This window comes from Pseudomonas graminis (assembly GCF_004364335.1).
Classification (GTDB): domain Bacteria; phylum Pseudomonadota; class Gammaproteobacteria; order Pseudomonadales; family Pseudomonadaceae; genus Aquipseudomonas; species Aquipseudomonas graminis_D.
In genome coordinates, this window is sequence record NZ_SOCR01000009.1 from 149,878 (window position 1) to 170,506 (window position 20,629).

At 61.7% G+C, this 20,629-nt stretch carries 15 protein-coding genes and 1 other RNA gene; 4 read left to right on the forward strand and 12 right to left on the reverse strand.

The window, feature by feature from the left end; translation table 11 throughout:
* Positions 1-21: 21 nt before the first annotated feature.
* The 4 genes from recR to dnaX form a co-directional block, all read right to left on the reverse strand.
* Positions 22-624, reverse strand: a complete 603-nt coding sequence (recR, locus tag EC919_RS18325; protein WP_065988697.1) for a recombination mediator RecR — start codon at positions 622-624, stop codon at positions 22-24.
* A 69-nt stretch (positions 625-693) separates the two neighbouring features.
* Positions 694-1,722 (reverse strand): NADP-dependent oxidoreductase, encoded by a 1,029-nt coding sequence (locus tag EC919_RS18330; protein ID WP_133775825.1) that lies wholly within the window; start codon positions 1,720-1,722, stop codon positions 694-696.
* Positions 1,723-1,900: 178 nt separating this feature from the next.
* Entirely contained in the window at positions 1,901-2,227 is a 327-nt protein-coding gene (locus tag EC919_RS18335; protein WP_133775826.1) for a YbaB/EbfC family nucleoid-associated protein, read from the reverse strand.
* Between the two features lie 100 nt (positions 2,228-2,327).
* Positions 2,328-4,457: a DNA polymerase III subunit gamma/tau gene (gene dnaX, locus EC919_RS18340; RefSeq protein ID WP_133775827.1), complete on the reverse strand. Its 2,130-nt coding sequence runs from the start codon at positions 4,455-4,457 to the stop codon at positions 2,328-2,330.
* Positions 4,458-4,641: 184 nt separating this feature from the next.
* On the opposite strand from dnaX, the gene EC919_RS18345 reads away from it, so the two are divergent.
* Together EC919_RS18345 and EC919_RS18350 are read left to right on the forward strand one after the other, a co-directional pair.
* Complete coding sequence (locus EC919_RS18345; protein ID WP_133775828.1) at positions 4,642-5,418, forward strand: substrate-binding periplasmic protein; 777 nt, start codon at positions 4,642-4,644, stop codon at positions 5,416-5,418.
* Between the two features lie 272 nt (positions 5,419-5,690).
* Positions 5,691-7,397, forward strand: coding sequence for an acid phosphatase (locus EC919_RS18350; protein ID WP_133775829.1), 1,707 nt, complete (start codon positions 5,691-5,693; stop codon positions 7,395-7,397).
* A gap of 1,341 nt (positions 7,398-8,738) precedes the next feature.
* Here EC919_RS18350 and EC919_RS18355 read toward each other — a convergent pair.
* From EC919_RS18355 to EC919_RS18370, 4 genes are all read right to left on the reverse strand, one after another.
* Positions 8,739-9,956: an MFS transporter gene (locus tag EC919_RS18355; protein WP_166650583.1), complete on the reverse strand. Its 1,218-nt coding sequence runs from the start codon at positions 9,954-9,956 to the stop codon at positions 8,739-8,741.
* Positions 9,957-10,055: 99 nt separating this feature from the next.
* Complete coding sequence (locus tag EC919_RS18360) at positions 10,056-10,424, reverse strand: Rap1a/Tai family immunity protein (protein ID WP_133775831.1); 369 nt, start codon at positions 10,422-10,424, stop codon at positions 10,056-10,058.
* Positions 10,424-11,350: a type I pantothenate kinase gene (gene coaA / locus EC919_RS18365; RefSeq protein ID WP_122537290.1), complete on the reverse strand. Its 927-nt coding sequence runs from the start codon at positions 11,348-11,350 to the stop codon at positions 10,424-10,426. The genes EC919_RS18360 and coaA overlap by 1 nt, the downstream gene beginning before the upstream one ends.
* 102 nt (positions 11,351-11,452) lie before the next feature.
* Positions 11,453-12,124, reverse strand: a complete 672-nt coding sequence (locus EC919_RS18370; RefSeq protein ID WP_133775832.1) for an HAD-IA family hydrolase — start codon at positions 12,122-12,124, stop codon at positions 11,453-11,455.
* Between the two features lie 190 nt (positions 12,125-12,314).
* Here EC919_RS18370 and EC919_RS18375 point away from each other — a divergent pair, with 190 nt between their 5' ends.
* Complete coding sequence (locus EC919_RS18375; protein ID WP_133775833.1) at positions 12,315-13,031, forward strand: hypothetical protein; 717 nt, start codon at positions 12,315-12,317, stop codon at positions 13,029-13,031.
* A 250-nt stretch (positions 13,032-13,281) separates the two neighbouring features.
* On the opposite strand, the gene ffs is transcribed toward EC919_RS18375, so the two are convergent.
* Positions 13,282-13,378: signal recognition particle sRNA small type (gene ffs / locus EC919_RS18380), an RNA gene on the reverse strand.
* Between the two features lie 236 nt (positions 13,379-13,614).
* On the opposite strand from ffs, the gene EC919_RS18385 reads away from it, so the two are divergent.
* Positions 13,615-14,109 carry a GNAT family N-acetyltransferase gene (locus tag EC919_RS18385; protein WP_133775834.1) on the forward strand — a complete coding sequence of 165 codons (495 nt, stop codon included), beginning with the start codon at positions 13,615-13,617 and terminating at the stop codon, positions 14,107-14,109.
* A gap of 4 nt (positions 14,110-14,113) precedes the next feature.
* Here the strand turns inward: EC919_RS18385 and EC919_RS18390 are convergent, their stop codons facing one another.
* The 3 genes from EC919_RS18390 to ligA form a co-directional block, all read right to left on the reverse strand.
* A complete protein-coding gene (locus EC919_RS18390) occupies positions 14,114-15,919 on the reverse strand; it encodes a putative bifunctional diguanylate cyclase/phosphodiesterase (protein WP_133775835.1) in 1,806 nt (601 codons plus the stop codon).
* Between the two features lie 172 nt (positions 15,920-16,091).
* Complete coding sequence (locus EC919_RS18395; protein ID WP_133775836.1) at positions 16,092-17,258, reverse strand: zinc-binding metallopeptidase family protein; 1,167 nt, start codon at positions 17,256-17,258, stop codon at positions 16,092-16,094.
* 937 nt (positions 17,259-18,195) lie between these two features.
* Positions 18,196-20,544: an NAD-dependent DNA ligase LigA gene (ligA, locus tag EC919_RS18400; protein ID WP_133775837.1), complete on the reverse strand. Its 2,349-nt coding sequence runs from the start codon at positions 20,542-20,544 to the stop codon at positions 18,196-18,198.
* Between the last annotated feature and the right edge of the window lie 85 nt (positions 20,545-20,629).

Consider the following 20,629-nt stretch of genomic DNA (forward strand, 5'->3'; position numbering starts at 1 on the left):
ACGGTTTTGCATTGATCAAGCCTACAACTGAATCGGCTTGCGCCCTGCGAACGAGTGCGCCAGCGTCCCGCCGTCGACCAGTTCCAGCTCGCCACCCAGCGGCACGCCGTGGGCAATGCGCGAGGTGACCAGACCTTTGTTGGTGAGCAACTGGGCGATGTAATGCGCCGTGGCTTCGCCTTCGACCGTCGGGTTGGTGGCGAGGATGACTTCGGTGAACGAGCCCTGCTCTTCGATCCGAGCCACCAACTGCGGGATGCCGATGGCCTCGGGCCCCAGACCGTCCAGCGGCGACAGATGGCCCTTGAGCACGAAGTAGCGCCCTCGGTAACCGGTCTGCTCCACCGCATACACGTCCATAGGTCCCTCGACCACGCACAGCAGCGTGTCATCGCGCCGTACGTCCGAGCACTGTGGGCACAGCTCTTCTTCGGTGAGGGTGCGGCACTGCTTGCAATGGCCGACGCCTTCCATCGCCTGACTCAGCGCCTGGGACAGACGCGAGCCACCGCTGCGATCACGCTCCAGTAACTGCAACGCCATGCGCTGGGCGGTTTTCTGACCGACGCCAGGCAGGATGCGCAGGGAGTCGATCAACTGGCGAATCAGGGGGCTGAAGCTCATTGGAGAAACGTCCGACAAAAACACGAGACGCGGTTTATACCCGCGCCTCCGATTACCGTCAAATCAGGGTCATGAGACCTTGACCACCAGCTTGCCGAAGTTCTTGCCGTCGAGCAGGCCAATGAACGCATCCGGCGCGTTCTCCAGACCTTCCACCACGTCTTCGCGGAATTTCACCTTGCCGTCCTTCACCAGCGGAATCATGGCCTGCATGAATTCTTCCAGGCGGTGGTAATACTCTTCGTAGACGATGAAGCCCTGAATCCTGGCGCGCTTGGTCAGCAGCGTGCGCATCAGCAGTGGCAGTTGATTCGGCCCTTCAGGCTGGGTTTGTGCGTTGTAGTGGGCGATCAGGCCGCACAACGGCACTCGCGCACGTTGGTTGAGCAACGGGATAACCGCTTCCAGCACCTTGCCGCCGACCAGCTCGAAGTAGATGTCGATGCCGTTCGGGACGGCCGCTTTCAACTGCTCGGCGAAGTCGTCGCTGCGGTGATCGATGCAAGCGTCGAAGCCCAGCTCGTCGACCACATAACGGCATTTGTCTTCACCACCAGCGACGCCCACCACGCGCAGGCCATTGAGCTTGGCCACTTGGCCGACCACTGAACCGACCGCCCCGGAGGCTGCGGCGACGACCAGGGTCTCGCCCGCTTTTGGCTTGCCGATGTCCATCAAGCCCATGTAACCGGTGATGCCCGGCATGCCGAGCACGCCCACTGCCATCGACGGGCTGGGCAGGTCTTTCGGCGCCATCAACAGATTGCTGCCATCGGAAATGCTGTGGGTCTGCCAGCCGGTCTGACCGACCACCAGATCGCCTTCCTTGAATTTAGGGTTGCGCGACTGCTCGATCACGCTGACCGCGCCGCCTTCCATCACCGCGTCGATTTCCACCGGCGCCGCGTAGGACGGGGCGTCACTCATGCGACCGCGCATGTAGGGATCGAGGGACAGGTAGAGCGTGCGCAGCTGCACCTGGCCGTCCTGCAAATCAGGCAGCGCCTCGCGCTCGAGTCGGAAGTTTTCCGGGGTCGGTGCGCCCTGGGGGCGGGAGGCCAGGACCACACGCTGGTTGAGGATCAATTCTTGGGTCATCGGAAGGAGCTCCATGAAGGTTGCGAAGGTATAGAAAGCAGACCGTGGGCAGCCGGACGGGTTCGGTCGGATGTGGGGTTCCATATGACACCCGTAATGCGGGCGGCCTTGGCGCCGTCCTCAAACAAAAATGCCAGGCACGAGGGCCTGGCATTTGGGTGTGGCAGCAGCCGTCCGATCAGAACGGCAGTTTCATGCCCGGCGGCAGCTGCATGCCCGCTGTCATGCTGGCGGTCTTTTCCTGGCTGGCCGCTTCGATCTTGCGTACCGCGTCGTTGACGGCCGCAGCGATCAGGTCTTCCAGGATTTCCTTCTCTTCTTGCATCAGGCTGTCGTCCAGGCTGACGCGCTTGACGTCGTGACGCCCGGTCATGACCACGCTGACCAGACCGGCGCCGGATTGGCCCGTGACTTCAGCGTTGGCCAGCTCTTCCTGCATCTTGGCCATTTTTTCCTGCACTTGCTGAGCCTGCTTCATCAGGCCTGCCATGCCACCTTTCATCATGGGAGTTACTCCTCGGAAGTCATTGGATAGAAAGTCGTTGAACATACAGGGCGCCCCATCAGCTTAGCGCCCCCGGGAATCATCGGGTCTGAATCGGTCCCTAGACCTGCGCCTGTGCCGGCGCATCCACCGGCGCAATCGTATCCTCGCGGATAGACGCACCGAACTGCTGCATCATCTGCTGGATGAACGGATCGCCGTGAATCGCCGCCTCGGCCTGTTTCTGCCGATCGGCACGCCGACGCGCCGCGGCCTGAGCGGGGGTTTCCTGCTCGGGCTTGATCAGTTCGATACTCAGGTTGAGGGTGCGTTCATGGTATTGGTTCAGCGCGTCATTCAAGCGGCGCTGCTGGGTCGAGTTGAACAGTGCGCTGTGGGCCGGATCAAGGTGCAGCAGCCAATTGTCGCCCTCCACCGAAATCAGCGTGCAGTTGGCGGCGATGCTGCCGGTCATGCCGGAGATTGGCAGTTTCGGGAACAGCTCAAGCCAGTCCGCCGCAAGACCGGTGGCAGGCTTGGACGCCGGAAGCAGCTCGGGCTCCTTCTCCACCGCTTCGACGGCTTCGTGGGCCAAGTCATCGAGATAAGCGAACGACGCCGGATCGATGTCGATGTCCGGCTCGATGTAGTCGTCATCGGGCGGCGGCTCGTCATCGCGCTCCATCGGCGCCGGCACGTAAGGCGTCGCGTCGGGCACGTGCTCGATCATTTGCGGCGTCACGGCGTCGGCGGCTGCTTGCAGCTGTTCCGGCGAGGCGACTTCGGGCGCGTCGGGCACTGGGCTTGCCGGGGCTGGCGCTGGCATGGGCGTCAGGTCTGGCTGCTCGGCGACGGTGTCGAGAACGGGCTCGGGCATTTCGGCGACGGACGCGGGCTGTGGGGACGGCTCGGGTTCATGCTCGGGCTCGACGGCTGGTGGCGCGACCTTTGGCTCGTTCCACGGTAGATCGATCTCTTCCTCAGCTTTCGCCGCTGCGGGTTGAGGCTCGGGCACCTTGACAGGCGCCGGCGTGTCGATGACAGGTGCCGGAGCGGTCTGAGGCCGGGATGCTGCGGATGCTGAACTCGCCACCGCTGTCCGGGAATCAACCGTGGCCGGGTTGATCCCCACTGACTTTAACGGCTGCGTCGGCGCGTTGTCGGCGTCTGCCGGTCGGAACGCCAGCATACGCAGCAGCACCATCTCGAAACCGCCACGGGGGTCCGGCGCCAGCGGCAGGTCGCGGCGACCGATCAAGCCCATCTGGTAGTAGAACTGCACGTCTTCGGCGGGCAATGACTGGGCCAGCGCCAGCACGCGATCACGATCGCCGTGGCCGTTATCGACCCCCTCAGGCAGTGCCTGGGCAATGGCGACCCGGTGCAATACGTTGAGAATCTCCGAGAGCACCCCACTCCAGTCGGGACCCTGTTCGGCCAGATGACGCACGGCTTCAAGCAACGAGCGGGCATCACCCTCGATCAACGCCGCGAGCACGTCGAAGACCTGGCCGTGATCCAGCGTGCCAAGCATGGCGCGCACGTCGGCTGCGAGCACTTTGCCTTCGCCGAAGGCAATCGCCTGATCGGTGAGGCTCATGGCATCACGCATCGAGCCGTCGGCCGCGCGGCCCAGGAGCCACAGCGCGTCGTCTTCGAACGGAACGTTTTCCACGCCAAGGACGTGGGTCAGGTGCTCGACCACCCGCTCAGGCGTCATGTTTTTCAGGGAGAACTGCAGGCAGCGGGACAGAATGGTCGCCGGCAGCTTCTGCGGATCGGTGGTGGCGAGGATGAACTTGACGTAAGGCGGCGGCTCTTCAAGCGTTTTGAGCAAGGCGTTGAACGAGTGACTGGAGAGCATGTGCACTTCGTCGATCAGGTAGACCTTGAAGCGGCCGCGGCTGGGCGCGTATTGCACGTTGTCGAGCAGCTCCCGGGTGTCTTCGACCTTGGTGCGGCTGGCGGCGTCGATCTCGATCAGGTCGACAAAGCGGCCCTCGTCGATCTCGCGGCACACCGAGCATTCGCCGCAGGGCGTGGAAGTGATACCGGTTTCACAGTTCAGGCACTTGGCGATAATCCGCGCGATGGTGGTCTTGCCGACCCCCCGAGTGCCAGTGAATAAATACGCATGGTGCAGGCGCTGGCTGTCCAGCGCGTTGATCAGGGCCTTGAGCACATGGGTCTGGCCGACCATTTCGCGGAACGAGCGCGGACGCCATTTACGTGCAAGAACCTGATAACTCATTGAAAACCGTCGCGACTGGGTTGCGGAAGACCGCCAATGCTAGCGGAGCAGGGGCAAAATTGCATCTGGTGTCCGACGCTTATCGCTTTATTATGGCTGGCCTGGCTCCGCAAGACGGTTCACAACCGGACTCCGCGAAGGGACAGCAGGCCCGAGCGTCGCGCTGTTACTTCGAGGGATCCGGATGCGAGTGTGGGTGAGTGGCTTGGGACTTTTGAGCGCCTTGGAGGTGTTGAGCGCGTCTGCTGCGGCGCAAGACCCGCCGCTGCGCTTTGCCGTGGCCGACAGTTGGTCGATGCCACTCATGCAGGTGGGCCCCAACGGGCCCGAGGCCGGCATTCTTTTCGACATCATGGAAAGTCTGGCCCGGCAGGTCGGCCAGACCGCTCAATACCGCGTTTATCCACGGCTGCGCATACAGGCGGCGACCGAGCGCGGTGAAGTCGATGTGCGGTGTTACGCCGCGCAATCCTGGTTGCCGGACATGTCGGGCGACTACACCTGGAGCCTGCCGCTGCTGACCCAGCGCAATGTGCTGGTCGGCAGCGCCTACGACACCGCGCCCTTTCAGCTGAGCGCGATTCTGGGCGACCACATCGGTACCGTGCTGGGCTACGCCTACCCGGTGCTGGACCCGATGTTTGCCACCCGGGATTTGATCCGTGAAGACGCCAGACTCCAGGAGCAGGTTCTGCAAAAGCTCTCGGCGCACCGCTATCGATACGCCGTGGATACTCAGTGGTCGCTGGACTGGTACAACCGTGACCAGAAAGCCGACGAGAAACTCAGGCCCGTGTGGGTCATCGATGAACAGCCGGTGGGCTGCGTCGCCCGCAACGACCCGAGCGTGCCGGCGCAGCGAATCATGCGCACGCTGCTGAGGATGAAGATGTCAGGGGAAATCGAGCGGATTGTCGAGCGGTACCAGGTGCATTCGGGTAATCCCGTCGATCCGTATTGAACCTGCGCCGTTTCCTGCTGTGGGACTGGCTTTAGCCGGGAAAGCGTTATGTGACACACCGCAAGCATGATGGCGTACACACTGGCCTCTTCCCGGCTGAAGCCGGTCCCACTAAAAGATCGCGCGCACTCGATGGGACCGGCTTTAGCCGGGAAGGCGTCATGGGTCACAGCGCAAATTTGATGTCTCCCACCGCTGTAGCAATCCCGTCATATTCCGTCGCTAGGCTCCGGCGACATACGTTGTAAGAACTCCACATGCGAGCGCCCGCCATGAGCAAAAAACCGGAAGATCCAGCACAGGCTTCGGCCCCCCAGGCGCCGGTGGATGGCAGTCGCCGACGCTTCCTCGGCGGCGTCGCGGTCCTGGGCGCTGGTGCGACCCTTAGTGGTGTGGTGGGGGCAGCCGAAGCAAGCGTTGAAGGCAAGTCTGCAACAGACGCAATGCTGACCGGCCCGGCGCTGGACAAGGCGTTGCAGGAAAACGTCAAAACCATCGTGGTCATCTACGGCGAAAACCGCAGCTTCAATAACCTGTTCGCCAACTTCCCCGGCGTCGAGCACCCGCTTTCTGCGGTTAAAGCCGATCAATACCGCCAGCGCGACCGCGACGGCAAGGTCCTCGACACCCTGCCGCAGTGCTGGGGTGGCGTCTGCCAGATCGGCCCGCAAAGCGTCGACGGCGTGACCTACGCCACAGGCGTGCAGTACCAGGAAAACCTGCCGAATGCGCCCTTCCCCCTCAAAGGCCCGAGCGGCGAAGACCTGCCACTGAGCGTCGTCACCCGCGACCTGTGGCACGTGTTCTACCAGAATCAGATGCAGATCAACGGCGGCAAGAACGACGCTTTCGTGGCGTGGGCAGACTCTGGCGGTCTGACCATGGGCTACTACGCCCAGACCCAATATTCCCTGCGCTTGTGGGACGTCGCCAGGGAGTTCGTGCTCTGCGACAACTTCTTCCAGGGCGCTTTCGGCGGATCGTTCCTCAACCACCAATACCTGATCTCGGCCCGAGCGCCCTTCTACCCGGACGCGGCGAACTCCCCGGCCAAGTCGCAAATCGCCGTGCTGGAAAGCAGCGATCCGCTGGACTATCGGCTCAAACCGCTGGAGAAATCCCCGGCCAGCGCCATGACCGGGCCGCCGCAATTCGGACCGAGCGCGCTGACGCCGGACGGTTACGGCGTCAACACCATGGCCCCGCCCTATTGGCCGACCTGGCTGCGTGACAAGGAAAAACCGGACTATTCGCAACCGGGGCTGGCCAACGTGCTGGTGCCGCAGACCCACGACCACATCGGTGACAAGCTCTCGAAGAAGAACGTCGACTGGGCCTGGTACGCCGGCGCCTGGCAGGTGACGCTGGACGAGTACAAGGATTCGACCGGCATCCCGAAGATCCCGAACTTCCAGTACCACCATCAGCCGTTCAACTACTTCAAGCAGCAGGGCCCGGACAACCCGGCCGAGCGCAAGAAGCGCCTGCGCGACGGCGGGCTGGGCGACGAGTCGTCCACCAATAAATTCCTGGCCGACGCCGAGGCCGGGAAGCTGCCCGCCGTGACCTTCTACAAACCCCAGGGCAACCTCAACATGCACGCCGGTTATGCGGACGTTGCGGCCGGCGACCGACACATCGATCGCGCCATCAAAGTGCTGCGCAACAGCCCGCAGTGGAAGAACATGGTGATCGTCATCACTGTCGATGAAAACGGCGGCTGGTGGGACCACGTTGCGCCGCCGAAGGGCGACCGCTGGGGACCGGGCACGCGGGTGCCGGCGATCGTCATCTCACCGTTCGCGCGCAAAGGCACGGTCGACCACACGGTGTACGACACCGCCTCAATCCTGCGTCTGATTACGCGGGTGCACGGTCTGGAGAAACTGGACGGATTGACCGAGCGCGACAACGCCATGGCCGCACGCAGTCAGACGCCGATGGGGGATCTGACCAACGCGCTGCAGTTTCCGGCGTAGCGTGGGTGCGCAGCCGCTGACGGCCGTTTCAGTGGATTTACGTCAAACACGCAGTGGGCGTCAGGCCCAAAACCTGCAGGAGCGCGCTTGCCCGCGAATGCGGTCAGTCAGGCACATAGATGTCGCGGGCTGATATTTTTCGCGGGCAAGCGCGCTCCTACAGTTGATCTCGGCAACATCTGCAATGTTCGGCGTACGCCTACTCTGTAGGAGCCGGCTTGCTGGCGAACGCGGTGGTTCAGACATGCAGGTATTGCCAGACAGACTGCGTTCGCCAGCAAGCCGGCTCCTACGGTGGATTTACGTCAAACATCCAGCGGGCGTCAGGCCCAAAACCTGTAGGAGCGCGCTTGTCCGCGAATGCGGTCAGTCAGGCACATAGATGTCGCGGGCTGATAGTTTTCGCGGGCAAGCGCGCTCCTACAGTTGATCTCGGCAACATCTGCAATGTTCGGCGTACGCCTACTCTGTAGGAGCCGGCTTGCTGGCGAACGCGGTGGATCAGACATGCAGGTATTGCCAGACAGACTGCGTTCGCCAGCGAGCCGGCTCCTACGGTGGATTTACGTCAAACACGCAGTGGGCGTCAGGCCCAGAACCTGCAGGAGCGCGCTTGCCCGCGAATGCGGTCAGTCAGGCACATAGATGTCGCGGGCTGATATTTTTCGCGGGCAAGCGCGCTCCTACAGTTGATCTCGGCAACATCTGCAATGTTCGGCGCACGAATACTCTGTAGGAGCCGGCTTGCTGGCGAATGCGGTGGATCAGACATGCAGGTATTGCCAGACAGACTGCGTTCGCCAGCGAGCCGGCTCCTACGGTGGATTTCCGTCAAACACGCAGTGGGCGTCAGGCCCAAAACCTGCAGGAGCGCGCTTGCCCGCGAATGCGGTCAGTCAGGCACATAGATGTCGCGAGCTGATAGTTTTCGCGGGCAAGCGCGCTCCTACAGTTGATCTCGGCAACATCTGCAATGTTCGGCGTACGCATACTCTGTAGGAGCCGGCTTGCTGGCGAACGCGGTGGTTCAGACATGCAGGCATCGCCAGTCAGAGTGCTTTCGCCAGCAAGCCGGCTCCTACGGTGGATTTACGTCAAACACGCAATGGGCGGCGGGCCCAAAACCTGCAGGAGCGCGCTTGCCCGCGAATGCGGTCAGTCAGGCACATAGATGTCGCGAGCTGATAGTTTTCGCGGGCAAGCGCGCTCCTACAGTTGATCTCGGTCACATCTGAAATGTTCGGCGCACGAATACTCTGTAGGAGCCGGCTTGCTGGCGAATGCGGTGGTTCAGACATGCAGGTATTGCCAGACAGACTGCGTTCGCCAGCGAGCCGGCTCCTACGGATTCGTGGCGTGTTCACTCCTCATGTCCGCGCTACCACGCTCGTTCGGCAAGCAAACTGTCAGCACACCTAGCACAACGGCCACCCCCGCAATGACCCCATACACGGCAACGAACGAGCCGCTCAGGCTCGCCAGCAGTCCGGCGCAATAATTGCCGAGCATGCCGCCGACGCCCTGCATGATGTTGGCGATGCCAAATATGGTCACGGCCAGCGCCGCGCCCTTCGCCATCTTCGACACGTACGCCGGGATCAGTCCGAAGATCGGATAGAACGCCACGGCGAATACCACGCCTGCCACCAGCGGCCAGTAGCCGGTCGGCGCGATGACCAGAATCAACGCTGCCGTCGCCACGCAGACGTACACCATCAGCATGGCCGCACGCAGGCCGATGCGGTCCGACAATGCGCCAAGCGCCAGGCCGCTGAACATGCCGACGAAACCGATGCTGGCCCAGATCTGCGCGGTGTACTCGACGCCGAAATGCAGCTCAGTGCGCAGGTAGGATGACAGGTAGTTCTGAAACGGAAAGGTCGAAAAGCCGATCAGAAAATTCATCGACCAGACGGCGTAAACCCAGCCCTGCAGCGCGTCACGCAGCACGCCTGCGCCCGGTGTTGCATCACTGCCGTCTTCGCCTTCGCGAACAAACAACCGCGCACGCTTGAACGCCAGAAACACACCGACGACCAGCAAAACGGTGATCACCCCGACGATCCACCACACCGTGCGCCACTCGCCCCGGGGCGCATAAAGCGGCACCAGCAGGCTGTTGATGAACACGCCGTAACTGGTGCCGCTCGACACCAGCCCCATGGCCATGCCGCGGTATCGATAGGGCACGGCGCGGGCGATCACGTCGACCATCGGCACAAACACGGTCGCTGCCGTGCCAGCCAGAATCGTCAACAGCAGACCGATCAACACCACGTGATGCGCCAGGGGCATGAGCAGCAAGGCCAACGCGCACACGGCGCCCGATCCTAAGATCACCCAACCGCCGCCAACGCGAGGCGTCAGCCAGGCCGCCAACAGCGCGCTGGCAAGAAAGCCTGCCTGTCCGGTTGCGGTGATGGTGCCCACGTAAGCGATGTCGAAGCCCAGGCTGGCGCGCATGTCCGGCACCAGTTGGGCAAAGAGGTAGATCCCGAAGCCGTAAGTGGCTGCCACAAGCCCGGTGAGTAACAGCACAATCAGTGAGTTGACACGCATCGTCGGCATCCTTGCTGGAGGCCGTCGCAGACGCGGCGGCACAGATCGACCTGGATATCACGTCAGGATCAAGCAACAGGCTAGCGTAAAACGTGAGGGTTACTGACAGGGAAAGGCGTTTTTCAACGCCGCGACAACCAACACTGATTCATTCAGATGCAGACTCTCGGGATGCGCCTGTAAGGACTGTACGATGATGCGCATCGACTGAATCATTGGAATACCGCCTTCGGGCACGCACACCAGCCGGGGCAATCCGCCTGCTTCATGGAACAGATCCAGGGTGTCCATCGTCGCTTGCAACACCCCGACGCAATGGCCGACACCCACGCCGTTCTGCGCCACGCCGCCGCTCATGCTGTTGATGCCATCCTGGCATTCGAGCAGCAACTTGTTGCCGTCCGCCAGAGCGGCAGTGCAGACGCACAGCGCGAACAATGCCGACACGCCTGCAATCGATTTGCCCATCAGCGTAGCCACAATTCCTTCACCGAATGATCCGACGCCTTACGCACCACAAGGCTGGCGCGCTCTCGGGTCGGCAAGATGTTTTCCAGCAGATTGGGCCGGTTGATGTCGTGCCAGATCTTGCGCGCCGCGTCAGGGGATTTCTCCGGCGGCAGGTCGGCCAGTTCACGAAAATAGGCGCCTCGCGCGCGAAACGCGGTGCGTTGCAGCATCAGGAAGCGCTCGACGTACCAGCGCTCGATATCGCCCTCTTCGGCGTCGAGATAGATTGAAAAATCGAAGAAGTCCGAGACGATGCTGCCCGGCTTCTGCCCGTCGTTGCCCTCGGTCTGCAACACGTTCAGCCCTTCGAAGATCAAAATGTCGGGCTGGCTGACCTTAAGAAACTGGTCGGGGACGATGTCGTAACTGATGTGGGAATAGACCGGGGCGCTGATTTCCGGCGTGCCGGCCTTGAGGTCGGAGAGAAACTTGACCATGCGCTTGCGATCGTAGCTCTCCGGAAAGCCCTTGCGGTGCATGATGCCGTCGGCGACGAGCCGGGCATTGGGGTGCAGAAAACCGTCGGTGGTGATCAGGTCAACCCGGGGATGATCCGGCCAGCGCGCCATCAGCGCCTGCAGCACCCGGGCGAAGGTGCTCTTGCCGACGGCGACGCTGCCTGCCACCGCGACCACATAGGTCTGGCGTTTGGCAGGGCGTCCGAGAAAGGTGTCCTTGATGCTGTCGAGATTGCGCGCCGCGCTGACGTGCAGATTGATCAAGCGCGACAACGGCAGGTAGATGTTGGCGACATCCTCAAGCGAGATGTCCTCGTTCACGCCTCGCAATGCGGCCAGGTCTTCTTCGGACAACGTCAATGGCGTACTGGCGCGCAGCCCCGCCCACTCCGCGCTGCTCATTACCAGATAGTCATCAGGGGCCATCAATCGCGTTCCAGTCAGGTGTCCGTATCGACAATGGTGCGAAGACTATCGTATTGATCCAAATGGAGGGCAGATTTATTTGAATGTGCCGAGGCGATTGGTTCACTTTGCTGACGTCTTTTCCGCCAGGTCTGCGGCCAGGGTTTCCAGCGTAGGCCGCGTGATCAGAGGCGCCGGCGCGCCGTCGGGCGCCGACAGGCCGATGCGGTTATGCCAGATCGTCGGCAGCCCCACCTTCGCCGTGCCGAACAGGTCGTAGGCCGAACCCGTGACAAACACGGCATGGCTGGCATCGACACCCAAGGTGTCCAGCGCCAGACGATAAGGCGCTGGGTGCGGCTTATAAAAGCCGGCTTTCTCCGAGGTAATCACCACGTCAAACGGGATACCCAGCACGTCCGCCGCGAGGTGGCCCAGGCGCTCGGAACAGTTGGTGACGATACCGAGCTTGTAATGGGGCTTGAGGGCGTCGAGCACTGCATTGGCTTCCGGCCAGGGCTGCAACCCCCCGAAGCGCCGATCGAGTTCTGCGGCTGCATGCTTGCCCAGGCCGACTTCCAGAGTCGCTTCCTCGACCAGCGTGTCATACGGGCGGTAGCGGCCGCATCCGTAGGTCGCCTTCAGGTAGGCCATGCGCCAGGCGCGGCCCAGCTCGTCGGATCCGGCGACTGAATTCCACAGGGTCCAGGAATCCAGCAAAGCGGTGAGCAGGTCGAAGAGTACGAGTTTGATGGGGGGTGTTGGAGCGAGGGGTGATGGGGTGTCGGTTGTCATTGTTGTTACTCCTGAGCCGAGGGCTGGCGTGCGGTGGATGCCCGACCAGTCAACGTGATGGGGCGGACGCTTACCGTCAGGGACCGTTGAGCCCTAGCCGGGAGAGGAGAACCTCAAGTTGTTCCGTTTCACGCCGACATTCCTCCATACAAGTTGCCATGGACGTGGCTTACGTTGCGAGGACGCAAACATGATTGCCAGCGATTCTATTTCCAGCGTTCTGGCCACTAATACAATCAAGACAGTTGCCAAGACTGCCTCCGTGGCCGCCGTTAGCGCTGATACCAAAGACGTGTCACCTGCAACGAGAGACGTTGATAGCGCGACGTTATCAACGTTTTCTCGGCAATTGAACGATAGCGCCGCGCGCGCTGAGTCCCGCGACAATCGACTCGATTCGAAACAGCTCGCCTCACTGGCGAAGGACGTCATCGAGAAATTGACTGGCAGTAGCTATTACGGCGACAAAGCCGTGCATGATGCAGAAACACCTGACACTGAAGATCCCGAACTGCTTGAAAGAGCCATACAGGCCACCCGGTTTACCAATGGATCAGGGACGAACCCGTTTTCAGGTATGTCTCTAAAACAGCTCACCTTGATCGTGTATGACGAAGCTGGCGCGTACACCCTCAACGAACGAAAAGCGGCTTATTCGGAAAAGTACGATCAGGAGGAGGTCTGGAAAAGAGCAATCTGCCGGCGCTATGTCGACGAGTACAACGAGACCGGAAAGAGCACTCAAACACTGTTCATGATGCTGGCTCACTACAATGAACTTCCACCGATAGAAAAAGCGCAGTATCCCGATAACTACGCAGCCAATCTCGCATCAGGCGACAGCGCAGTGCTGGAGGCCCTTAATGTCTCGCATGCGTCAACAGACAGCTCACGAATCAACGTGTAAGCGTCTGCCCGGCACTTCATTGCTTAATGATCAGCGTCTGCCTGGATGCAGGAAATTCACTTGTAGATACCGCGTGCCGCGCGGAGAGTCACAGGGTGAGCGATACGTGCATTGAATGCGGGAGAGACGTTTGATTAACGCTGGAAGGCCTAGCGTGATGCACCACTTAGGTGTATCTGAACGCGGTCACACTTCGAGATTTTTGACTGAGAAAGCGTTGAGAACTCAACGGCTTGCGTTATGGAGGCAACCCCACCAGCCACACCCCGGCACACAATGTTCCCGCTGTGGCTGCTGCCTTCCGGCTCTGACCAGGTTCACGGGTAATCGTTGCGGGGGGACCGATGGGGTCACCATAACGACGCTCGCCAGTGGCGAGCCGCGCCATTGTACCGGTCTCGCGCGAAGTTACAACCTCTTGTTTCAGATTAAGATTTTGAGCGTATCCCAGCCCTTGCGACGTACACGACGCAGCCGTCAAGCCGCGGGATGCGGCACAATGGCGCCTGTATTTTCGCCGCCCGCCAGCAAGTGGCTTGCCTCCTGCACGGCACCGCCAAGGCGCAAGACCCAGGAATCACCGATGCCTTTCGCGTTCACCCGCCATGAATCCCTCTCCCCTACGCAACAGCACCAGTTGCTGGAGATCGAGCTGTTGCCCGAGCAGATCCGCCACGTCGGCGACATTCATGGTGGTCTGCACACGCTGACCGCGCGTCCCGCCGCCGACAGACAGGGCTTCGCGCTGCTGAAGGACGACATCCCCCGGGGCTTTTTTGTCCTCAAGCGCAGGTCGCTGTTGCCGGATTGGGCACGTGACCACGCGATCGTCACCACCACGCTGCACGCGCTGATGATCGATCGTCGGTTTCAGGGCCTGGGGTTGGGCAAACAGTGCCTGCGCGCGCTGCCAGAATTGACGCAAGCATTATGGCCAGACACGGAGCAATTGATGCTGGCCGTGGAGACCGGCAATCACTCGGCGCGCCAGCTGTACCTAGCGTTGGGTTGGCAGGAATTGCCAGAGCGCAACGGGGATCAGCCCGGCTTTGAGCGGTTGATGCTCCTCACGCTGTGAGGACTCAACGGGCCAAAGATCGCAACTGCCGGACCTTGCTGCGGCGCTCGACGTTCATCCAGTGTTCCAGCGCGCTGACGCTCATGGGGCAGGCAACAAGGAAACCCTGCACCTCGTGACAGCCCAGTTCGCAGAGGATTTCATAGACGCTTTCGGTTTCCGCCCCTTCCGCGACGACGCGATAGCCAAGGCGCTTCGTCAGATCAACGATGGCTTCCACCAGCCCGCGATCCTTGTCATTGCTGTCGATGTTTTCCACCAGCGACTTGTCGAGCTTGACCGTGTTGGCCGGCAGTTGCCGCAGGTAGGTCCAGTTGCTGTAGCCGGTGCCGAAGTCGTCGATGGCAATGTCGATGTTCAATCCGCGCAGGCGCTCCAGTTGAAGCCGGGTGACTTCAGGGTTGTCGCACAGAGCGCTTTCGGTGAATTCAAGCTCGAAGCCACTTGGATCGAGGCCGCTGACCGCCAATTGCTCGAACAGCGCGTCGCTGAACGATGAGTTGGCCAGATCGATTGCCGACACGTTCATTGCCACTTTGAAGGCATAGCCCTGCGCCTGCCAGATCGCCGCTTGCGCAACGGCCTTTTTCAGCACCCACAGGCTGAGGGAGCGAATCAACGCGGTCTTTTCCGCCAAGGGAATGAATTCCATTGGGCTGATCGGGCCCAGCATGGGATGTTGCCAACGCAGCAGCGCTTCGACAGTCACGATGCGGCCGGTCGCCACTTCCAGCCTCGGCTGGTAGACCAGCGACAGCTGATCCGGGCTGCGCACGGCTTCGGCCAGCGAAGCCAGCAGCAGAAAAGCCCGTTGCTGGGCGAAGTCCAGGTGCGGCTCGTACCAGCGCCAACCTGTCGACTTGCCGCGGGCCTCGTCCGCCGCGCTGACCACCAGCCGAATCCAGTCATGCTCGTCGCAGCGGTCCAGGCCCAACGGCAGCACGCCGATGCCGACGTCCATCTGAATGGGGATGTTGCGGCAGATCAGCGGCCGCCGGAAATGCTCCAGCAGTTGCCGGAAGACGGTCTCGGCCTGCTCCGGGCGGGCATGACGGGTGATCAGCGCGATGCGCGTGGGGCTGACTTTGTACAGCGCGGTGTCGGCAGGCAACTGGCTGCGGCAGTTCTCGATCATGCAGCGCACCAGCTCCTGGGCAAAGCTGTAGCCCAGCGCTTTGACGATGCTGTCGAGGAACGCCGGCGCAACCATGTCCAGCGCAACCAGCGCGTATTTGCGCCGATCGGCCAGGGCGGCGAGGTCTTCTTCCAGGCGCAGGCGGTTGAACAAACCGGTGGGCTGGTCGACATAGCTGGCGTGGCGCAGGTTGTTGAGGCGCTTCATCACCAACTGGCCATACATCTCCAGCATCGCCAGGTCGCGCGGGTCGAGTGGCGGCCGAGGCGTGCTGTCGATGATGCACAACGTGCCCAGGGCCAGGCCATCGGCGGTCACCAGCGGCACGCCGGCATAGAAGCGAATGTGCGGCTCGCCGGTCACCAGCGGATTGTCCCTGAAGCGCGGGTCGAGCATCGCATCAGGGACCTGAAACGTCTCGTGACTAAGGATGGTGTAGGCGCAGAAGGCGATTTCGCGGGGCGTCTCACGCTCTTCAAGGCCTGCCCGTGCCCGAAACCACTGGCGGTGCTCACTGACGATGGAAACGAGGGCAATGGGAACCTGAAAGTAATGGGTCACCATTGTTACGACGTGATCGAGTACATCGTCCGCGGTCGCATCGATGAGCCCCATGTGGGTGATGCGCGAAAGCCGGGAACGCTCGTTCTTGGGCAATGGAGCACTGGTGACCATGGCTGAAATCCCTTTTAGACCGCTTCGCAGATCGCTTCGCCAGTAGTATCAAAACGATATGTATAGGGAAAATAGCACCGCTTTTTCTCCCATGCAGGCATCGCAGACAAGCGGTGAATTCCCTTTCACCGCTTCGTACCAAGCATTTTTTGCAGTCACCCACCTGAGGGTTTTACTGCACTTGCAGCACTTCATCAGCCTTGCCGCCAGCACCCTGTATGACCAGATGGATGAAATGCAGCTTTGTGATGACAGCCGGGGGCAGCACGAACGGATAGAAATCCGCCTGCCCCATGGCGCGGGACAACTCATTGAGCATGCCCGCCAGTTCGATCCACGCGTTGACAAACGAGAGGAACGCCGGACCGCCCGGATGCTGAGGGTCGTACAAGGTCTCCAGGGGGAACGGCTGGTAGTCGAGGTCCATGTCCCGGGCGCTCATGCCCAGGCTCAGGGCGGTGTCGACCGCGTCCATCATGTGCAGGTAATGCGCCCAGGTTTCGGCCCAGTCTTCCCATGGGTGCATGGTGGCGTAGGCGCTGACGAAACTCTGCTGCCAGTCGGCCGGCGCGCCGTTCTGGTAGTGATGATCCAGGGCGTCGGCGTAGCTGGCACGGTCGTCGCCGAACAGGTTGCGGAAACCGTCCTGCCAGTAGGTGTCGGCAATCAGGCGGTCCCAGTAGTAATGGCCCACTTCATGACGGAAATGCCCAAGGAGCGTGCGATAGGGTTCGTGCATCTGCACCCGAACCTTCTCACGAATGGCGTCGTCGGCTTCTTCGACGTTGAGGGTGATCAAGCCATTGGCGTGGCCGGTCGTGGGCAGGTTGCCTTCCAGGTCGACACCGAGGAATTCGAAGGCCAGACCGCGCTCTTCATCCACGCTTTTGGGAATGACCTGAAGGCCGAGGGTGATCAACTGCGCCACCAACCGGCGCTTGGCGGTCTCGATCTTGCCCCAGCGCTCGGGGTTTTCAGGCACGGACAGGTCGGGGATGGTTTTGTTGAGGCTGCAGGCGATGCAGAATTCTCCGGCGTTCAGCGCGGGGAACACCCAGTTGCAGGCCGCCGCTGTGTCGAGGTTGGCGCAACGGCGGTAGAGCCCGGCCTGGGGCTCGTCGCTGAGACGCCAGGTCTGTGGCTCGGGTCCCGGTTCCAGGGCGGCAATCTTGCTCTGCTCGGGGAGATACCCCAACGCTGCGGAGCAGGCCAGGCACTGGCTGTTGCGGAAAAACACCGACTGTCCGCAATGGCATTGCCAGACTTTGCTGTTGCGTTTGCTCTCACCGGCGAACGGCGCCGCGATCCGTGTGCTGAGTTGCTCGAAGAACTGGAACATGGCGATATCCTGATGGGGCTGCAAGCACTAGATCGCCAAGGGTGGCGGGGGTTCCGTGGGATCTGTGCTTACTCTTGGTCCCGCCTAACGGCGGGACTGTTTCGCCTTCGGCGAGTTACTTGGAAAAGCACCCCAAGTAACCAAGGGTGCTTGCTCTCGGTTGGGCCCGACTTCGTCAGGGTTCCCTCACTTCGACGACGCTCCGAGGGCACGCGCCGAACGGACATCCATGTCCTAGCGGCGCTCTCGCGGCATCCATGCCGCTCGGCCCACTCCGCGTCGTCTGCGTTCGGCCTGCACCCAAGTCGCGATTGGCGGTGTCCGGGCTGGCTGTGTATGAAGATCAAGATCAAAAGCAGATCAAGTGCTTCCCGGCTGAAGCCGGTCCTACGGGGTGCGGGTTGTTTCTGCTAATCGTTTCCACGCTCCGCGTCCCTGGATGACGCGGAGCGTCTTGGGGATGCGTGCCCACGCGGAGCGTGGGTACGATCGGTTGCCGAACTGCGAAACTGATGGTGACTGAACTGCCACCTTCCCGGCTGAAGCCGGTCCCAGTAACGGCAACGCGTGCATTCCGCGAGACTAGCGGCAGACCTCGACCGTGGGACCCCCCGGCTTCAGCCGGGAAGCTTTTGATCTGCTTTTGATCTGCTTTTGATCTTCGTACACAAAAAGCTCAGTCACCGCCAATCGCGACTTGGGTGCAGGCTGAACGCAGGTCTTGCGCAGTGGGTCGAGCCGCATGGATGCGGCGAGAGCGCCGTCAGGACATGGATGTCCGTTCGGCGCGGGCCCACGGAGCGAGACCGGAGTGAAGGTACTCCGACGCAGGAGGAGCCAAACCAGGAGCAGGCACCCTTGGTTACTTGGGGTGCTTTTCCAAGTAACTCGCCGAAGGCGAAACCGAGGCCGTTAGGCCGACGCCCTTGATCTTGATCTAGCTTAAATCAACGCCATGCTGCTTCAGAAACCCCATAAACGCTTCTTCGTCGAGCACCTTCAAGCCCAGCTCATTTGCCTTGGTCAACTTCGAGCCCGCCCCCGGCCCGGCCACCACCGTGTGGGTCTTCGCCGAGACCGAACCGGACACCTTCGCCCCCAGTCCCTCCAGCTTCTCCTTCGCCACATCCCGGCTCATCAACTCCAGTGAACCAGTCAGGACCCACGTCTGCCCTGCCAGCGGCAAGCCCTCGACCACCTTCTTCTCGCTCTGCCAGTGCATGCCGAAATCCTTCAGCTGCTGCTCGATCGCCAACGCCCGCTGCGCATGCTCCGGCACATCGAAAAACGCCCTCACCGCCTGCGCCTGCTTCTCCGGCAGGGTCTGGCGCATATCCAGCCAGTCCGCCTTGACGACCGCCTCAAGGGTGCCGAACTTGTCCGCCAGCTTCTGCGCCGCACCCGGCCCCACCGATGGAATATTCAGCTTGTCCAGCATGCCGCCCAGGGTCGCGCTCGCCGCGAACTCCGCGCCCAGGTCGCCCGTGTCCTGCAGCTGCATCTGGCATTCGCCGAGCAAGGCGCCGATCACCTTCTGGTTGTGCTCGTCCTCGAAGAAACTGTGGATCTCATGGGCGACTTCCAGGCCCACGTCCGGCAAATACGTCAGCACCTCCGGCAGCGCCACAATCACCCGATCCAGCGAACCCAGCGAGCGCGCCAGCACCTTCGCCGTCTCCTCGCCCACGTCTGGAATGCCCAGCGCATAGATGAAGCGCGCCAGCGTCGGCTGTTTGCTGTCATCGATGGCCTTGAGCAGCTTCTTGCTGGAGATCTCGGCAAAACCCTCCAGGTCGATGATCTGCTCGTACGTCAGCTTGTACAGATCGGCGGGCGAACCAATGAGCTTCTCGTCCACCAGTTGCTCGATGGTTTTGTCGCCCAGCCCTTCGATGTCCATCGCCCGGCGCGAGACGTAATGGATGATCGCCTGTTTCAGCTGTGCACCGCAGGCCAGACGGCCGACGCAGCGATACACCGCGCCCTCGCTGATGGTTTCCTTGCCCTTGCTGCGTTTGATCAGTTGCGTACGCTCGACCTGCGAACCACACACCGGGCAGGTCTGCGGTATCTCAACAGCACGCGCGTCTTTCGGGCGGCGCTCCTGAACAACCTGCACCACCTGGGGAATCACGTCGCCGGCGCGGCGGATGATCACCGTGTCGCCGATCATCAGGCCCAGACGCGCCACTTCGTCCATGTTGTGCAGCGTCGCGTTGGCGACGGTCACACCGGCGACTTTCACCGGCTTCAAACGGGCGACCGGCGTGACGGCGCCGGTGCGGCCGACCTGGAACTCGACGTCGAGCAGCTCGGTGAGTTCTTCCATGGCAGGGAATTTATGGGCGATCGCCCAACGCGGTTCGCGGGCGCGGAAACCCAGCTCGCGCTGGGCGGCAATGCTGTTCACCTTGAACACCACACCGTCGATTTCGTACGGCAGCGACAGACGTTTCTCGCCGATGTCGTGGTAGTACTTCAGGCAGTCCTCGATGCCGTGGGCGATTTTCATCTCGCGGCTGATCGGCATGCCCCACTCTTTCAGCTGCTGCAGGTTGCCGGTGTGGGTGTCGGCGATGTCGTGGGACACCTGGCCGATGCCATAGCAGCAGAATTCCAGCGGACGGTTGGCGGTGATTTTCGAATCCAGCTGGCGCAGGCTGCCGGCCGCCGCGTTGCGCGGATTGGCGAAGGTCTTGCCGCCCACTTCCAGCTGACTGGCATTCAGACGCTCGAAACCGGCCTTGGACATAAACACTTCACCGCGCACTTCAAGGGTGTCCGGCCAGCCCTTGCCGTGCAGCTTCAGCGGGATGTTGCGCACGGTGCGCACGTTGACGCTGATGTCTTCGCCGGTGGTACCGTCGCCGCGGGTGGCGCCACGCACCAGCGCGCCGTTCTGGTACAGCAGGCTCACCGCCAGGCCGTCGAGTTTCGGCTCGCAGCTGTATTCCACCTTCTTCGAAGCAGCGGGCAGGTCCAGCCCTTCGTTGACCCTGCGATCGAACTCGAGCATGTCGGTTTCTTCGAAGGCGTTGCCCAGGCTCAGCATGGGAATTTCGTGGCGCACCTGAGTGAACGCCGACAGCGCCGCACTGCCCACCCGCTGGGTCGGCGAGTCCGGGGTCACCAGATGCGGGTTCTCCGCCTCCAGCGCTTTCAGCTCGTGGAACAGCCGGTCGTACTCAACGTCCGGGATGCTCGGCTCGTCGAGGACGTGATAGCGGTAGTTGTGCTGATCCAGCTCAGCGCGCAGTTCAAGGATGCGGGTTTCGGCGGCTTTCATAAGTGTGGTCTCGAAATGCAAAAGAGCAGCCGAAGCTGCTCAATTTGTAATGCTTGTCACTGTAGGAGCGCGGTTGGACGCGAAA

Bases quoted from the DNA above. Each gene is read 5' to 3' on its own strand.
- coaA (WP_122537290.1), bottom strand. From the start codon at position 11,350: ATGGCCCCTGATGACTATCTGGTAATGAGCAGCGCGGAGTGGGCGGGG.
- ligA (WP_133775837.1), bottom strand. From the start codon at position 20,544: ATGAAAGCCGCCGAAACCCGCATCCTTGAACTGCGCGCTGAGCTGGAT.
- EC919_RS18355 (WP_166650583.1), bottom strand. From the start codon at position 9,956: ATGCGTGTCAACTCACTGATTGTGCTGTTACTCACCGGGCTTGTGGCA.
- EC919_RS18395 (WP_133775836.1), bottom strand. From the start codon at position 17,258: ATGTTCCAGTTCTTCGAGCAACTCAGCACACGGATCGCGGCGCCGTTC.
- EC919_RS18390 (WP_133775835.1), bottom strand. From the start codon at position 15,919: ATGGTCACCAGTGCTCCATTGCCCAAGAACGAGCGTTCCCGGCTTTCG.
- EC919_RS18375 (WP_133775833.1), top strand. From the start codon at position 12,315: ATGATTGCCAGCGATTCTATTTCCAGCGTTCTGGCCACTAATACAATC.
- EC919_RS18360 (WP_133775831.1), bottom strand. From the start codon at position 10,424: ATGGGCAAATCGATTGCAGGCGTGTCGGCATTGTTCGCGCTGTGCGTC.
- EC919_RS18335 (WP_133775826.1), bottom strand. From the start codon at position 2,227: ATGATGAAAGGTGGCATGGCAGGCCTGATGAAGCAGGCTCAGCAAGTG.
- EC919_RS18350 (WP_133775829.1), top strand. From the start codon at position 5,691: ATGAGCAAAAAACCGGAAGATCCAGCACAGGCTTCGGCCCCCCAGGCG.
- EC919_RS18345 (WP_133775828.1), top strand. From the start codon at position 4,642: ATGCGAGTGTGGGTGAGTGGCTTGGGACTTTTGAGCGCCTTGGAGGTG.
- recR (WP_065988697.1), bottom strand. From the start codon at position 624: ATGAGCTTCAGCCCCCTGATTCGCCAGTTGATCGACTCCCTGCGCATC.
- dnaX (WP_133775827.1), bottom strand. From the start codon at position 4,457: ATGAGTTATCAGGTTCTTGCACGTAAATGGCGTCCGCGCTCGTTCCGC.
- EC919_RS18330 (WP_133775825.1), bottom strand. From the start codon at position 1,722: ATGACCCAAGAATTGATCCTCAACCAGCGTGTGGTCCTGGCCTCCCGC.
- EC919_RS18385 (WP_133775834.1), top strand. From the start codon at position 13,615: ATGCCTTTCGCGTTCACCCGCCATGAATCCCTCTCCCCTACGCAACAG.
- EC919_RS18370 (WP_133775832.1), bottom strand. From the start codon at position 12,124: ATGACAACCGACACCCCATCACCCCTCGCTCCAACACCCCCCATCAAA.